This window comes from Hymenobacter yonginensis (assembly GCF_027625995.1).
GTDB lineage: Bacteria > Bacteroidota > Bacteroidia > Cytophagales > Hymenobacteraceae > Hymenobacter > Hymenobacter yonginensis.
Window position 1 is genome coordinate 1,534,106 of sequence record NZ_CP115396.1, and the last position, 15,249, is coordinate 1,549,354.

Genomic DNA, 15,249 nt, shown 5'->3' on the forward strand with positions numbered 1-15,249 from the left:
TTGTCAATGCATAAGATGTGTAAGTTCGGATCATGTATGAAAAGCTCTGGAATAAAAAAAGGGCGCTACCCCGACAAGGTAGCGCCCTTTTAACTTAGTCCGAAAGAGGAATTACATATTCCGGCGGTACTGCCCGCCAACCTCGAACAGCGCATTCGTAATCTGCCCCAGGGAGCAGAACTTCACGGTTTCCATCAGCTCGGCGAAGAGGTTGCCGTTGGCAATGGCGACTTGCTGAAGCTGCTTGAGGCGCGCTTCGGTCTGGTCGGCGTTGCGGGTGTGCAGGATGTTGAGCATCTCGATCTGGTACTGCTTTTCCTCGTCGGTGGCGCGGATAACCTCGGCGGGCACCACCGTGGGCGAGCCTTTGGAAGACAGGAAGGTGTTCACGCCGATGATGGGGTACTCGCCCGTGTGCTTGAGCATCTCGTAGTGCATGCTTTCCTCCTGGATCTTGCCGCGCTGGTACATGGTTTCCATAGCGCCCAGCACGCCGCCGCGCTCCGTGATGCGGTCAAACTCCAGCAGCATGGCCTCTTCCACCAGGTCGGTCAGCTCCTCGATGATGAAGGAGCCCTGCAGCGGGTTTTCGTTTTTGGCTAAGCCCAGCTCCCGGTTGATGATGAGCTGGATGGCCATAGCCCGGCGCACCGATTCCTCGGTGGGGGTGGTGATGGCCTCATCGTAGGCGTTGGTGTGCAGGGAGTTGCAGTTGTCGTAGATGGCGTAGAGGGCCTGCAGGGTGGTGCGGATATCGTTGAAGTCGATTTCCTGGGCGTGCAGGCTCCGGCCGCTGGTCTGGATGTGGTACTTCAGCATCTGGCTGCGGGCGTCGGCGCCGTACTTCAGCTTCATGGCTTTGGCCCAGATGCGGCGCGCCACGCGGCCAATCACGGCGTACTCCGGGTCGATGCCGTTGGAGAAGAAGAACGAGAGGTTGGGGGCGAAGTCGTTCACGCTCATGCCCCGGCTCACATAGTACTCCACGAAGGTGAAGCCGTTGCTGAGCGTGAGGGCCAGCTGGGTGAGCGGGTTGGCGCCGGCCTCGGCAATGTGGTAGCCGGAAATCGACACCGAGTAGAAATTGCGGACCTTCTCCTTGATGAAGTATTCCTGCACGTCGCCCATCAGGCGCAGGGCGAATTCGGTGCTGAAGATGCAGGTGTTCTGGGCCTGGTCTTCCTTGAGGATGTCGGCCTGCACGGTGCCGCGCACCTGGCTGAGGGTGCGCTTCTTGATGGTGTCGTACACGTCGGCGGGCAGCACCTGGTCGCCGGTCACGCCGAGCAGCATGAGGCCCAGGCCGTCGTTGCCGGCAGGCAGCTCGCCCTGATAGCGGGGGCGGGTCTGGCCCTGGTAGAGAGCGTCGATTTTCTGGTTTACCTCGTCTTCCAGGCCGTTCTCCTTAATGTACAGCTCGCACTGCTGGTCGATGGCGGCGTTCATGAAGAACGCAGCCAGCGTGGCAGCCGGACCGTTGATGGTCATCGACACCGAGGTGCTGGGGTTGGCCAGGTTGAAGCCCGAGTAGAGCTTCTTGGCGTCGTCGAGGCAGGCGATGCTCACGCCGGCGTTGCCGATTTTGCCGTAGATGTCGGGCCGCACGTCGGGGTCTTCGCCGTAGAGCGTCACCGAGTCGAAGGCCGTGCTCAGGCGCTTGGCGGGCAGGCCCATGCTCACGTAGTGGAAGCGGCGGTTGGTGCGCTCGGGGCCACCCTCGCCGGCAAACATACGCGTCGGGTCTTCGCCCTCGCGCTTAAACGGAAACACGCCGGCCGTGTACGGGAACTCGCCGGGCACGTTTTCCTGGAGCTGCCAGCGCAGCAAGTCGCCCCAGGCCGTGTAGCGCGGCAGGCTCACCTTAGGAATCTGCTGGTTGGAGAGGCTGGTGGTGTGGGTCTGGATGCGAATTTCCTTGTCGCGCACCTTAAACACAAACTCCGGGGCCTTGTAGGCGGCTACTTTTGCCGGCCAGGTTTCCAGGAGTTTCCAGTTCTGCCCGTCCAGCCGGAGTTTGACCTCCTCGAAGGTGCTCTCCAGGCCGGCCACGAGTGCTCCGGGCTCGGGTTGGTGGCTGCCGTTCCCGCTGCCAGGTCCGCCAGCGGGGTTTCCTGCGAGACTTTGGACGGCTCCGACGGCTTGTCGGATGCCATAGAGCTGTTGAGCAACGTCAGCTTGTTTTTGAACCCACTGGTCATATTGGCGGTTGGTTTCGGCGATTTCGGAAAGGTAACGCGTGCGATGCGGCGGGATGATATAAATCTTCTCGGAGTCCTCCTTGCTGGTGGCTAGCTGCGAGGCGAAAGGAACCCCGGTCTTGGCTTCTACGGTGCTCAGGATAGCGCGGTACAGGCGGTTCATGCCCGGGTCGTTGAACTGCGAGGCGATGGTGCCGAACACCGGCATGTCATCGAGCGGCTTGTCCCAGTGGCCGTGGTTGCGCTGGTACTGCTTGCGTACGTCGCGCAGGGCGTCGAGGGCGCCGCGCTTGTCGAACTTGTTGAGGGCAATGACGTCGGCGAAGTCGAGCATGTCGATTTTCTCCAGCTGGGTGGCCGCCCCGTACTCGGGCGTCATCACGTAGAGGCTGGCGTCGGAGTGCTCGATGATTTCGGTGTCACTCTGCCCGATGCCGGAGGTTTCGAGGATGATCAGGTCGAACTCGGCGGCGCGCACCACGTCCACGGCGTCCTGCACGTACTTGCTCAGGGCCAGGTTGCTCTGGCGCGTGGCCAGGCTGCGCATGTACACCCGCGGCGAGTTGATGGAGTTCATCCGGATTCGGTCACCCAGAAGCGCCCCGCCAGTCTTGCGTTTGCTGGGGTCTACGGAGATGATGGCAATGGTCTTCTCGGGAAAGTCCATCAGAAAGCGCCGCACCAGCTCATCCACAAGGCTCGACTTGCCCGCGCCGCCGGTGCCGGTGATGCCGAGGATTGGGGTTGGTTTAGTGCCTGGTGCCTCGTGCTTGGTGCTTAGGTCATTCTGGCTGCTGTCCGTCTTCTGGAAGTCGGCAACAAGCTGCTGACGCACCTTTTCGAACTCTTCGGGGAAGTTTTCGGCGGCCGAAATCAGGCGGCCGATGCTGCGGGCGTCTTTCTCCTTGAGGTGCTTTACTTCGCCGTTCAGGTTCTGGCCGGTAGGGAAGTCGCAGCGCTGGAGCAGGTCGTTGATCATGCCCTGCAGGCCCATGGCGCGGCCGGCGTCGGGGGAGTAGATCTGCTCGATGCCGTAGGCGTGTAGGTCCTCGATTTCGGTGGGCAGAATCACGCCGCCGCCGCCGCCAAACAGGCGGATGTGGCCCGCACCCCGCTCCTTGAGCAGGTCGTGCATGTACTTGAAGTACTCGTTGTGGCCGCCCTGGTAGCTGGTAATGGCAATGGCCTGGGCATCTTCCTGAATGGCGCAGTCCACGATTTCCTGCACCGAGCGGTTGTGGCCCAGGTGAATCACTTCGGCGCCGCTGCTCTGGATGATGCGGCGCATAATGTTGATGGCAGCGTCGTGCCCGTCGAAGAGCGCGGCGGCCGTGACGATGCGGATGTGGTTCTGGGGCTTATAAGGAGCAGCAGGAGCAGCTTGCATAGCGCGGAGATGTTGGGTGGAATTTGGGGTAGCGAAGGTACGCAAAAAGCCCCGGCGCGGTAGCGTCGGGGCCTTCAGGAGAAACTAAGCTAAGTGCCTGACAGATTTATTATCCTCCAATTTAAGCAACTAAGAATGGCACTAGCCTTTGGGACTCAGTGCCGTGACGTACAGGCTCACATTGACAAGTTGTACTTTCCACTGGTCTTCGGACTTATCGCGGAAAACCATACGATGGGTAGTTGACAAAGCCGCCGGGATGGTCAGGCAGTACCAGTCTTTTTTCACGTCGGGGGCGCCCCCCAGCCATTCCAGGGTGATGGCCACCCGCTTTTGCTGCGCCACATTCACCTCATAGGGTTTTAGGTCGATGTGCTGCCATCCGGTAGCATGGTTAGCTACTGTGAACAGAATATCCTGGGTCAGTAAGCTGGCCGCTGGATGATCCTGGGCATCCAGTGCGCGCACGTTGAGCCGAAAGCGCAGGTTTTTGAAGTCATTCTGCCCAAAATGAACATAGGCATCTTCCAGGTAGCTGCCGGGCGCAACGTGCAGAATGGTGCCTACTTCCCGGCCCAGCTTCTGGGCAGGATCTTTATCAGCATTCAGATGAAAGTTGTAGAAGGTGATGCCCCAGGCTCCGTCCCGGCCAATGCGGTGTCGTTTCCAGCTTTTGGCACTCACCTTAACTTCTTGCAGCGCGTAGACCTGCGGCTGTAGCTGCACAACCGGCTGCCGACTGAACGCCGCGGCCAGCACCTTCCGCGACTGATACCCGACGCAGGAAACAACCACTGTATCGGTAGGGGCGGCGGCAGTGAATGGGGCAAGCGAAACTGCGCCCTGCGCATTGGCTACCGTACCGATGGGTTTGCCCAGCACGCCCACAGAAGCATACGCTACCGGAGTTCCGCTTGCAGTGCTGATCAGGCCTTGGTCGGGATTTTGAGCTGCCGCTCCCACAGGTATAGCGAGGGAAAGCAAGCACAGGCGCGAAGCGCAAATCAAAGAATTCATGCAGATAGGATGAATAGAGGTATAAGTTATATAGCAATAGAGGCCATTTACTGGCTGATGGGTTGCACCTGCGTACAGCCTACTCCTCCAGCACCGTAAAATACAGGCTGGGCTGCAGCGGGTGCAGCGTCCAGACGGCCTCGCTGTTCTCGCGCTCTACCATCACCTGCTGACGCTGGCGCGTGACCGGGATGGAAAAGTACTTGTCCTCCGGAGCGGTTTTCTCGCTTTGCAGCCACTGGATGGTGACCACTACCGGCTGGGCGGCCAGTTCCAGGGCGTAAGGGCGCAGGTCGATGGTGTGCCAGCCGCGGGCCTTGTTCGTGCAGGTAAGCTGAATGTCTTTGGTGAGCAGCGGCCGGCCCGGCCGGCCGTTTTCCAGGGTATACAGGTTCAGGCGGAAGCGCAGCTGCTCGTAGGTGTTGGCCGACAGGAACACGTGGAATTCCTCCAGGTAGGTGCGGTGCGCGGGCCGCAGGATGGCGCCCAGCTCCCAGCCCCACTCATCGTCTACGGTTTCCTTGCCGCTGGAGCCGCCGGTCCAGGGCAGGTCGCCGGTGGCGGTGCTGCGGCCCAGCTGGGCCGGGTGCATCCGGGCGTGCTCGGCCACGGCACCGTCCAGCGCCACCGCCAGCGGGGCCACCTGAAACACCCGTTGCCCACGGGCCAAAGCGGCCGGCGCTACGGTGGTGCGTGCAAAGCCCACGCTGGTTACTACCAGCGTGTCGGAGAGGTTGGGAGGGAGGCGGAGCAGGTAGCGGCCCTGCTCATCGGCCACGGTGCCGAGGCCGCGGCCTGGAAAGCCCAGCGTGGCGAAGGGCACCGGCTCGTTGGTATGGGCGTTCAGCACCTGGCCTTCCACCACCTGCACCGGAGCCGTCTGTGCCGACGCGGAATAAGGGGCCATGCCCAGCGCCGCCGAGCACACTATAGCTAGTAATAACCTAATCATACGAAATGGGCCCGCCGCTGGCAGGCTCCGGTAAGCAATGAAGTAAAAGAAGTGCCGCTGGTAACGGCCTGCCGCATATCAGCCGAAAGGCACGCCGCGGGCCAGCACCAGCCGGCCCACTACCAGCGCCCCGGCCAGTAGCAGCAGCAACCCCAGCGCCAGCCGCGGCCGGCCGGGCTGCGCGATGGTGCCCTCGAAAAACTCGGTGCTGCTGGCCATCCCCATCGGGCCCAGCAGCAGGAGCAGCAGCACGGCGTGGAGCTGCTCGGTGAGGGTTTGGGCGGGGAAGTAAAAGGCCGCCAGCAGGAGGGAGCCCACCACCCACGGCACCACCACGGTAGCCAGCAGCAGGCGGCGGCGGTTGTGGTGCTGCATCAGCGTGATGGAGTCGTGGCTTTGCAGAAACACCCGCGCCGCCAGAAACCCCAGGCCAATCTGCGCCGCGGCGGCCAGGATGGCCACTCCCACGTTCAGGCCGTTGCCGGCCCGGAACAGCCAGCTCGGCACGTACCACGCCCCCGACTGCGTAAGCGTATCGGCGGCCAGCACGCCCAGCGAGAGGTTGCAGCCGTGCAGCATCACCCACAGCAGAAACTGCTTGAACAGGCCCCGTTGCAGCCGCGCCCGTTTCCAGAACCACGCCAGCGCCGCCAGCGCCATCCCGCCGCACACCACCGGCCCGATGCCGTACACCGCCAGCACGGCCGCCTGCCACCATTCCGCATCGGCCATTTGAAACTGAACCCGGCCCAGCTGCCAAACGCCCCGGATGCCCAGCCGCGCCGCCATGCAAATAGTAGAGAGCTGGTACAGGCCCTGCAGCAGCAAATAGGCCAGCAGGTAAAGAATAGTGGCGTTGGCCGCCGCCAGCGTGGCTTTGCCGGTATCCGACTGGGCGAGGGGGTGATGGGTAGAAGACTGGATATCCATATGGCAGCAGCAAGCACTAAAAGTAGAAACTTGCCGCCAGATGCAGTGCGTTGGAAATCCCCTAAAACAGAAACAGCCGAACTGCCATCAGGCAGCTCGGCTGTTTCGGGTAGTTAGAAGGAGCCCGGCGTTATGCCTTTTCCTTCTCTTTCTTCTTGGCCTTAGGCTTCACGTCCGGAATCAGGTTGTGCGGGTTGATGACGAACTTCTTGGCCACCCCGCTGTCGAACTCGGCGTAGCCTTTCGGAGCGTCGTCGAGGCTGATAACTTCCACGTTCACGGCTTTGGCAATCTGCACCTTGTCGTATAGGATGGCCTGCATCAGCTGGCGGTTGTAGCTGAGCACCGGTGTCTGGCCGGTGTGCAGCGAGTGGCTCTTGGCCCAGCCCAGCCCGAACCGGATGGACAGGCTGCCTTTCTGCGCGGCCTTATCCTTGGAGCCCGGGTCCTCGGTCACATACAGGCCGGGGATGCCGATGGAGCCGCCCGCGCGGGTGATTTCCATGAGTGAGTTGAGCACGGCGGCCGGTACTTCCGTTTTGGAGTCGGTGCCGTGGCCGCTGGCCTCGAAGCCCACGCAGTCGATGGCGCAGTCGATTTCCGGCACGCCCAGAATCTGGGTGATTTGCTCGGTGAGGGTGGCGTCCAGCGTCAGGTCCACGGTTTCGCAGCCGAAGGAGCGGGCATGGGCCAAACGGGCCTTGTTCATGTCGCCCACAATCACCACGGCGGCACCCAGCAGCTGGGCCGAAGCGGCAGCAGCCAGGCCTACGGGGCCGGCTCCGGCCACGTACACCGTCGCGCCCGGGCCCACACCGGCCTTCACGGCCCCGTGGAAACCAGTCGGGAAAATGTCGCTGAGCATGGTCAGGTCCCGGATTTTTTCCATGGCCTGGTCTTTATCGGGGAAGCGCAGCAGGTTGAAGTCGGCGTAAGGCACCATCACGTACTCGGCCTGCCCGCCAATCCAGCCGCCCATGTCCACGTAGCCGTAAGCGCCACCGGCGCGGCCTTCGTTCACGGTCAGGCAGATGCCGGTTTTCATCTCGCGGCAGGTGCGGCAGCGGCCACAGGCCACGTTGAACGGCACCGACACCAGGTCGCCCTTCTTAAGGAACTCCACGTCGGCCCCCATTTCAATCACCTCGCCCGTGATTTCGTGGCCCAGCACCAGGCCCGACGGGGCCGTGGTCCGGCCGCGCACCATGTGCTGATCGGAGCCGCAAATGTTGGTGGAAACCACCTTCAGTACCACACCGTGCGTGATTTTCTTGCCTTTCGGGTTCTTCAGCTCCGGAAATGCAATGTTCTGCACTTCCACTTTGCCGGGACCGGTATAGACTACGCCTCTGTTATCAGCCATCTGAGTAGGAATTTTGGGTGGAGAGATAAAAAAAGCCCGCCCCCAGAGCTGGGAGCGGGCGGGTAGGCGTTAGCGGCCTTCCACGGCCTGTACGCCGGCTTCGGCTACCGTGTGGTCGTTCTCTACCGAGTCGCCCGACACGCCGATGGCGCCGATGACTTTGCCCTCGGCATTCTTAATCGGAATGCCGCCGGGGAAGGTGATGAGGCCCAGGTTGGAGTGCTCGATGCCGAAGAGCGAGCCGCCGGGCTGGGAGAGACCCCCGATGGTGCCGGTAGGCATATCGAAGTAGCGGGCGGTTTTGGCTTTCTTGATAGAAATGTCCAGCGAGCCGAGCCAGGCGTCGTCCATGCGGGCGAAGGCCGTCAGGTTGGCGCCGGCATCCACCACGGCAATGTTCATCTTCACGCCCATTTCCAGGGACTTTTCGTGAGCGGCCTTCACGGCGGCCTGGGCTTGTTCGAGGGTGATACCCATAATGCTTGGTTGGGATGGTTAGGTGAAAGAACAGTCCTCGTTACAACGGGGATTCTCTCACCTTGTTCAGTTCCAGGCTCGCAGTTGCGACGATCCGTGCGCTTTTTGCGACGATACTGTACCGTTGCGCCGGGTTTGCCACTGCCGTTAGCCACCAGGCCGGGCCCAATCCAACCGAAACCGGGTTGAGAAGGACGGCCGGCATGCATAGAGAGTTGGCCATTTTAGCTTTTCCCGGGCCTTTCCCGTATCTTCGCCACTGCAAAAAACCGCCTCTAGTGAAGAACATCCGCAATTTCTGCATCATCGCCCACATCGACCACGGCAAGAGCACCCTGGCCGACCGCCTGCTGGAATTTACCAGCACCGTCTCCAAGCGCGATATGCAAGCGCAGCTGCTCGACAACATGGACCTGGAGCGGGAGCGGGGCATCACCATTAAGAGCCACGCCATTCAGATGCAGTACCCCTACAAAGGGGAAATGTACACGCTCAACCTGATTGACACCCCCGGTCACGTCGATTTCAGCTACGAAGTATCGCGCTCCATTGCCGCCTGCGAAGGCGCTTTGCTGATCGTGGACTCGTCGCAGGGCATCGAGGCCCAGACGATTTCCAACCTCTACCTGGCCATCGGCTCCGATCTGACCATCATCCCGGTCCTCAATAAAATCGATCTGCCCCACTCCATGCCGGAGGAGGTCAGCGACGAAATCGTGGACCTCATCGGCTGCGAGCGGGAGGAAATCATTCCCGCCTCGGGCAAGTCGGGCATCGGCATCGAAGCCATCCTGAACGCCATCTGTGAGCGTATTCCGGCCCCGAAGGGCGACCCGGACGCGCCGCTGCAGGCCCTCATCTTCGACTCGGTATTCAACTCTTACCGCGGCATCGAAGTCCTGTTTCGCATCAAGAACGGCACCATGAAGAAGGGCGACAAGCTCCGCTTCATGGCTACCGGCAAGGAATACGGCGCCGATGAAATCGGTATCCTGGGCCTCAACCAGGAGCCCCGCCCCGAAATCGGGGCCGGCAACGTGGGCTACCTCATCTCGGGCATCAAGGAAGCCCGGGAGGTGAAAGTGGGTGATACCATCACGCACGTAGCCCGGCCTACGCAGGAAGCCATTGTTGGCTTCGAGGACGTGAAGCCAATGGTATTCGCTGGTATTTATCCGGTAGATACTACTGAGTATGAAGAGCTTCGCTCCTGCATGGAGAAGCTGCAGTTGAACGACGCTTCTCTGGTGTGGGAGCCGGAAACTTCGGTGGCTCTGGGCTTCGGCTTCCGCTGCGGCTTCCTGGGCATGCTGCACATGGAAATCGTGCAGGAGCGCCTGGAGCGCGAGTTCAACATGACGGTGATTACCACTGTGCCCTCGGTGCAGTTCCACGCCACCGGCACCAAAGACCAGCGGCTGACCATCAACGCGCCGAGCGAAATGCCCGAGCCGAACATGATCAAGCACATCGAGGAGCCATACATCAAAGCCCAGATCATCACGGCGGCCGACTACGTGGGGCCCATCATCACGCTGTGTATGGAGAAGCGCGGCATCATCAAAGGCCAGAGCTACCTGACTTCCGAGCGGGTGGAGCTGACCTTCGAGCTGCCGCTGTCGGAAATCGTGTTCGATTTCTTCGACAAGCTCAAGACCATTTCGCGCGGCTATGCCTCGCTGGATTACGAGCTGATCGGCTTCCGCGAGTCGGATATGGTGAAACTGGATGTGATGCTGAACGGGGAGAAGGTGGATGCCCTTTCGGCCATCGTGCACCGCTCCAAGAGCTACGAGTGGGGCCGCCGCCTCTGCGAAAAGCTCCGCGAGTTGCTCCCGCGCCAGCAGTTCGAAATTGCCATCCAGGCCTCCATCGGGCAGAAAATCATTGCCCGCGAAACCGTGAAGGCCCTGCGCAAAAACGTAATTGCCAAATGCTACGGCGGCGACATCAGCCGCAAGCGCAAGCTGCTCGAAAAGCAGAAGGAAGGCAAGAAGCGGATGCGTCAGGTCGGCTCCGTAGAAATTCCGCAAGAGGCCTTCTTGGCCGTCCTCAAAATCGACTAACGAAGTGGAACGCGCCCCATCGGGGCGCGTTTTTTTTGTGCTCACACCGAAAACGCATTTTCCACCTCATACACTTCTTGACACGGCGTGCTATGATTTACTCATTCTAAGACATGTCCTCAACCCTTCTCAAGAACTGTACGAGCCAGGAACAGCTGGAAAAAATCATCAAAGGCCAGGAGCGTAAGTTCCGGTGGAGAGATGACTGGCCCACGATGGAAGCCGCCCTGCAAGCCGCCGGCGCCGCCGCCATTGCCGCCCACGAAAGCAAGAAAACCTCCGACCAACCCCAGGACCCTGCTTAATACCAACTACCCCATGACCACTGCCCCCGACGCCACCACCTACCGCCTCATCGACGGCAAGCAAACCGCCGAGGCCATCAAGGAAGAAATTGCTGCCGAAGTAACCCAGCGCAAAGCCGCCGGCCAGAAGACGCCGCACCTGGCCGCCATTCTGGTGGGCCACGACGGCGGCTCGGAAACTTACGTGCGCAACAAAGTGCTGGCCTGCGAGCGGGTGGGCTTCGAGAGCACGCTGCTGCGCTACGAAGACACCATCACGGAGGCCGAGCTGCTGGCCAAGGTGCAGGAGCTGAACGAGGACGACAGCATCGACGGCTTCATCGTGCAGCTGCCGCTGCCGCGCCATATCGACACCAACAAGGTGATTGAGGCGGTGCGGCCGGAGAAAGACGTGGATGGTTTCCACCCGATGAATATTGGGCGGATGGTGGCCGGCTTGCCGGCACTGCTGCCCGCCACGCCCTCGGGCATCGTGGAGCTGCTGCGTCGCTACGAGCTGCCTACCGACGGCAAGCACTGCGTGGTAATCGGGCGCAGTAACATTGTGGGGACGCCGGTTAGCATACTGCTGGCCAAGAACTTGGAGCCAGGTAACTGCACCGTGACTTTATGCCACTCGCGCACCCAGAACCTGGCCGACATCACCCGCACCGCCGACATCCTGGTAGCCGCTCTGGGCCGCCCGGAGTTCGTGACGGCCGATATGGTGAAGCCTGGCGCAGTGGTCATCGACGTGGGCACCACCCGCGTGGAAGACGCCGACAAGAAGTCGGGCTGGGCGCTGAAGGGCGACGTGAACTTTGCCGAAGTGGCGCCGCTCACGTCCTACATCACGCCCGTACCGGGTGGCGTGGGGCCGATGACCATTGCCATGCTGCTGCTCAACACGCTGAAAGCCGCCAAAGGGGAGGTGTACCCTAAGTAGTTGATAGTTGTCTGTTGTTCGTTAATAGTTGTCCGTTGTCAGTTGCTGGTTTGTTTGCAAAAGCACCTCATCAGATACTGACAAAAGACAACTATCAACGGACAACTCCTAACCGACAACTCACTTCCAGCACTCAACTGTAAAATCCAATAAAACCTGCCCCGGGCTTTTGAATTTCGGGGCGTTGTACTACTTTTAAAGTCGGGCCGACGGGGAAGGGGCCGAATCGGTTGAGATTCGGCGTGCCTGCCGGCGGCCCGGCTTTACCTGTTTTCTACCCATTTTGCTGCACGAACTTCCTCTTGTGTCGGCGGCCTCAAGCAACTCTGAGGTTCCGGCCGCTGCGCTGCCCCTCATGGAGCAGTTTTATACCATTCAGGGCGAGGGCTACAACACGGGCCGCGCCGCCTATTTCCTGCGTCTGGGCGGCTGCGACGTGGGCTGCGTCTGGTGCGACGTGAAAGAGTCGTGGGACGCCGACAAGCACCCGCGCGTCGCTATTGCGGATATGGTGGCTGCTGCTACCGCCCACGCGGGCCGCAACGTTGTGATTACCGGTGGCGAGCCGCTCATGTACGAGCTGGGGCCGCTGACGCAGGCCCTGCACGCTGCTGGCTGCCAGAACTGGATTGAAACCTCCGGCGCCTATCCGCTCAGTGGCGAGTGGGACTGGATCTGCGTATCGCCCAAGAAATTCAAGGCCCCGCTGCCCGAAACTCTGCGGGAAGCACACGAGCTTAAGATTATCGTTTTCAATAAGTCGGACTTTGCCTGGGCCGAAGAGCACGCCGCGCAGGTAGGCCCCGACTGCCGGCTGTACCTGCAGCCGGAGTGGAGCAAGGCCTCGCAGATGATGCCGCTGATTGTGGACTATGTGAAAGACAATCCGCGGTGGCAGGTGTCGTTGCAGACCCATAAATTCCTCGATATCCCGTAGTATCCCGCTCTATGCGCCTATCCCTGTCTGCTGTGCCGCTGCTGGCCTGTATGCTGCTCCCACTAGGGGCGGCGGCGCAAGCCACCCTGGCTACCGCCAATACCAAAGCCCGCAGCCTATGGGACAAGGCGCAGACCCAGGCCAAGGAGCGCAACTTTGCCAAGGCCATCGAAACCCTGACGGTGCTCAACCAGAAGTTTCCGTCGCTGGGCGAGCCCTATGTGCTGCGAGGCTCCCTGCTGAAGGCCATGGGCGAAAACCGTCCGGCCTTCGAGGCCTACCGCGACGGGCTGGCCAAGCTGCCCGCCGACGCCAACCGCGCCAACGACTACTATACGCTGGGCGAGCTGGCCATGAGCTTCGGTGAGTACCAGACGGCCGCCGAAAGCTACCGCCGCCTGCTGAAGTCGGGGCCCAAAGCCCAGCGCTTTGCCCCGCGGGCCCATCGCCAGCTGCTCAACTGCGAATTCGCCGCTAAGGCCATGGCCAGCCCCATCGGGGTGCAGCCCGAGCGCCTCGGGGCCCCGCTCAACACGTTCCGGTTTCAGTACTTCCCGGCCCTCACCGCCGACAACCGGTTTCTGCTCTATACGGGCCGGCCTACCTCCGAAAGCGGGGAGGACTTGTTCGTTTCGAAGATGAACAAGGATGGCAGCATCGGCGACCCGGCTTCCATCTCGCCCTTCATCAACACGCCCTACAACGAAGGCGCCGGCACGATTTCCGGCGACGGCAAAACCCTGGTATTTGCCTCCTGCGACCGGCCCAACTCGGTCGGCAACTGCGACCTGTATATCTCGCGCCGCACCGGCAACAACTGGAGCAAGCCGCAGAACCTGGGTCGCACCGTCAACTCGGTGGAGTGGGACTCGCAGCCCACGCTGTCGGCCGATGGGCGCACACTGTACTTCACGTCCACCCGGCGGGGCGGGCAGGGGCAGGAAGATATCTACGTGACCACCCTCGACGCCAACGGCAACTGGACGCCGGCCCGCAACCTGGGCCGTCCCGTGAACACGCCCGGCAAAGACATGGCCCCCTTCATCCACGCCAGCAGCAGCACGCTCTACTACGTGACGGACGGGCTGGTAGGCATGGGCGGGCTGGACGTGTACCGCTGCGAGCAGCAGAGCGCTACCACCTGGAATGAACCCATGAATCTGGGATATCCGCTTAATACACACGAGAATGAGGCCTCCCTGTTCATCTCCTCCGATAACCGCCGCGGCTTCTGTTCCCGCTCCCGGGCCGCGGAGCCGGGTGTGCGCAAAGAGCAGGACCGTCCGGTAGAGCTGTTCAGCTTTGAGGTGCCCCAGCAGGTGCGGGCCCGCGAAACCAGCACCTACACCCAGGGTCGCGTCTTCGATGCCGTCACCAAAAAGCCTATTCAGGCCGACGTGCAGCTCTACGACCTAAACACCGACGAGCTGACCCAGTACGTCACGTCCGACTCGGAAAACGGCGACTATACGGTGGTGCTGAACGAAGGCCGACAGTACGCCATGTACGCGGCGGCCGACAAATACCTGATGAGCAGCCTTAGCTTCGATTACAGCGACAAGCGCAGCTTCGATCCGCTGGTGCTGGACATCTACCTGGAGCCGGTGCGCTCCGGCCGCAGCATCGTGCTCAACAACCTGTTCTTCGACACCCGCGAGTACGCCCTCAAGCCGAAGTCGCGCACCGAACTGAACCGGCTGGTGGGCTTCTTGAAGCAGTACCCGGAAGTGCAGGTGGAAATCATCGGCCACACCGACGACGTGGGCTCCGACGACGACAATCTGGTACTCTCACAGAACCGCGCCAAGTCGGTGTACAGCTACCTCATCAGCCAGGGAGTGAAGGTAAACCGCCTGCGCTTTAAAGGCTATGGCGAGAGCAAGCCGTTGGTAGCGAACGACACAGAAAGCCACCGCCAGCAAAACCGGCGGATCGAGCTTAAAATCCTGTAGCAACAGACCGAAAACAGGAGAGGGGCCGGCCCTGAAACGGCCCGGTAAAAGTCCGACAGCATAGGCTGTCGGACTTTTTTTGTTTGCATTATCTCTTTCTGCCAGGACTTTAAGTGGCTGATAATCAAAGGCAGGATAGGGGCCTGAAAAAGCTAGAAATTAGAATAGTTATAAAAATAATTTGTATTATTAAATTTTGATTGTACATTTGGTTATCCCGAGGGCCTAGCTCCTCCCCCCTACTGCCGGGCCCCGGGTATCAAAATCAGCATTCACATCTTTCACCTTCCAAACCCCTAGTAGTATGAAACACGTTTTTCTCACTGGTGTGGCAGTGGCCCTGTTCTTCGTAGCACAGGCCAAATCGAATGGCGACGCCGCCCTAGTGGCCCGCGCCACGGCGCTGACCCGCATCCAGGCCGAAAAGGCCCATCTCGATGAAGGACAATACCTGCGGGTGAAGCAGCTCAACATCCGCATGTTCTCGGAAATGGAGGACCTGAAAACCCGCTTCGCTGCCGACCCGGCCATTATGGACGAGCGGCTTGCCGTAGCCCAAGCCCGCTACGAAATGGCGCTGACCGCCCTGATGCGCCCGGCGCAGCTGGCCGTATTCCAGCAGTCGCGCTCCACCATGACGGCGCTGAGCACACCGGCGCCGCGCTAGCCGCTGGTAGATTACCGCCACATAGAAAAGCCCGTTTATGCGGGCTTTTCTATTGTAAGGAGGCTGTCGGCCG

Annotated in this window: 12 protein-coding genes; 6 read left to right on the plus strand and 6 right to left on the minus strand. The window is 61.0% G+C overall.

All coding sequences use genetic code 11. The features are described 5' to 3' along the window. Window positions 1-111: 111 nt before the first annotated feature. The 6 genes from O9Z63_RS06630 to O9Z63_RS06655 all read right to left on the minus strand — a co-directional run bounded on the left by O9Z63_RS06630 (window position 112) and on the right by O9Z63_RS06655 (window position 8,324). On the minus strand, window positions 112-3,585 hold the full coding sequence (locus O9Z63_RS06630; protein WP_270128528.1) for a methylmalonyl-CoA mutase family protein: 3,474 nt from the start codon (window positions 3,583-3,585) through the stop codon (window positions 112-114). A gap of 141 nt (window positions 3,586-3,726) precedes the next feature. After that, on the minus strand, window positions 3,727-4,602 hold the full coding sequence (locus O9Z63_RS06635; protein WP_333490336.1) for a carboxypeptidase-like regulatory domain-containing protein: 876 nt from the start codon (window positions 4,600-4,602) through the stop codon (window positions 3,727-3,729). Window positions 4,603-4,681: 79 nt separating this feature from the next. After that, the gene (locus O9Z63_RS06640; RefSeq protein ID WP_270128530.1) at window positions 4,682-5,509 is read right to left on the minus strand and encodes a carboxypeptidase-like regulatory domain-containing protein; all 828 of its coding nucleotides are present in this window, start codon (window positions 5,507-5,509) and stop codon (window positions 4,682-4,684) included. Window positions 5,510-5,632: 123 nt separating this feature from the next. Next, window positions 5,633-6,484, minus strand: coding sequence for a hypothetical protein (locus O9Z63_RS06645; protein ID WP_270128531.1), 852 nt, complete (start codon window positions 6,482-6,484; stop codon window positions 5,633-5,635). Window positions 6,485-6,614: 130 nt separating this feature from the next. Then, complete coding sequence (gene fdhA, locus O9Z63_RS06650; protein WP_270128532.1) at window positions 6,615-7,847, minus strand: formaldehyde dehydrogenase, glutathione-independent; 1,233 nt, start codon at window positions 7,845-7,847, stop codon at window positions 6,615-6,617. 69 nt (window positions 7,848-7,916) lie between these two features. Then, window positions 7,917-8,324, minus strand: a complete 408-nt coding sequence (locus O9Z63_RS06655; protein WP_044017777.1) for a GlcG/HbpS family heme-binding protein — start codon at window positions 8,322-8,324, stop codon at window positions 7,917-7,919. A 278-nt stretch (window positions 8,325-8,602) separates the two neighbouring features. Here O9Z63_RS06655 and lepA point away from each other — a divergent pair, with 278 nt between their 5' ends. From lepA to O9Z63_RS06685, 6 genes are all read left to right on the plus strand, one after another. Next, window positions 8,603-10,390, plus strand: coding sequence for a translation elongation factor 4 (gene lepA / locus O9Z63_RS06660; protein WP_270128533.1), 1,788 nt, complete (start codon window positions 8,603-8,605; stop codon window positions 10,388-10,390). 113 nt (window positions 10,391-10,503) lie between these two features. Beyond that, entirely contained in the window at window positions 10,504-10,695 is a 192-nt protein-coding gene (locus tag O9Z63_RS06665; RefSeq protein ID WP_270128534.1) for a hypothetical protein, read from the plus strand. A 13-nt stretch (window positions 10,696-10,708) separates the two neighbouring features. After that, window positions 10,709-11,620 carry a bifunctional 5,10-methylenetetrahydrofolate dehydrogenase/5,10-methenyltetrahydrofolate cyclohydrolase gene (locus tag O9Z63_RS06670; protein ID WP_270128535.1) on the plus strand — a complete coding sequence of 304 codons (912 nt, stop codon included), beginning with the start codon at window positions 10,709-10,711 and terminating at the stop codon, window positions 11,618-11,620. 355 nt (window positions 11,621-11,975) lie between these two features. Then, entirely contained in the window at window positions 11,976-12,557 is a 582-nt protein-coding gene (locus O9Z63_RS06675) for a 7-carboxy-7-deazaguanine synthase QueE (RefSeq protein WP_270128536.1), read from the plus strand. A gap of 11 nt (window positions 12,558-12,568) precedes the next feature. Next, window positions 12,569-14,509 (plus strand): OmpA family protein, encoded by a 1,941-nt coding sequence (locus tag O9Z63_RS06680; protein WP_270128537.1) that lies wholly within the window; start codon window positions 12,569-12,571, stop codon window positions 14,507-14,509. A gap of 304 nt (window positions 14,510-14,813) precedes the next feature. Continuing rightward, window positions 14,814-15,176: a hypothetical protein gene (locus O9Z63_RS06685; RefSeq protein ID WP_270128538.1), complete on the plus strand. Its 363-nt coding sequence runs from the start codon at window positions 14,814-14,816 to the stop codon at window positions 15,174-15,176. Window positions 15,177-15,249: the final 73 nt, after the last annotated feature.

Coding starts and splice junctions, on each gene's coding strand:
- fdhA (WP_270128532.1), bottom strand. CDS start 7,847: ATGGCTGATAACAGAGGCGTAGTCTATACCGGTCCCGGCAAAGTGGAA.
- O9Z63_RS06655 (WP_044017777.1), bottom strand. CDS start 8,324: ATGGGTATCACCCTCGAACAAGCCCAGGCCGCCGTGAAGGCCGCTCAC.
- O9Z63_RS06665 (WP_270128534.1), top strand. CDS start 10,504: ATGTCCTCAACCCTTCTCAAGAACTGTACGAGCCAGGAACAGCTGGAA.
- O9Z63_RS06680 (WP_270128537.1), top strand. CDS start 12,569: ATGCGCCTATCCCTGTCTGCTGTGCCGCTGCTGGCCTGTATGCTGCTC.
- O9Z63_RS06675 (WP_270128536.1), top strand. CDS start 11,976: ATGGAGCAGTTTTATACCATTCAGGGCGAGGGCTACAACACGGGCCGC.
- O9Z63_RS06645 (WP_270128531.1), bottom strand. CDS start 6,484: ATGGATATCCAGTCTTCTACCCATCACCCCCTCGCCCAGTCGGATACC.
- O9Z63_RS06670 (WP_270128535.1), top strand. CDS start 10,709: ATGACCACTGCCCCCGACGCCACCACCTACCGCCTCATCGACGGCAAG.
- O9Z63_RS06635 (WP_333490336.1), bottom strand. CDS start 4,602: ATGAATTCTTTGATTTGCGCTTCGCGCCTGTGCTTGCTTTCCCTCGCT.
- O9Z63_RS06640 (WP_270128530.1), bottom strand. CDS start 5,509: ATGGCCCCTTATTCCGCGTCGGCACAGACGGCTCCGGTGCAGGTGGTG.
- O9Z63_RS06630 (WP_270128528.1), bottom strand. CDS start 3,585: ATGCAAGCTGCTCCTGCTGCTCCTTATAAGCCCCAGAACCACATCCGC.
- O9Z63_RS06685 (WP_270128538.1), top strand. CDS start 14,814: ATGAAACACGTTTTTCTCACTGGTGTGGCAGTGGCCCTGTTCTTCGTA.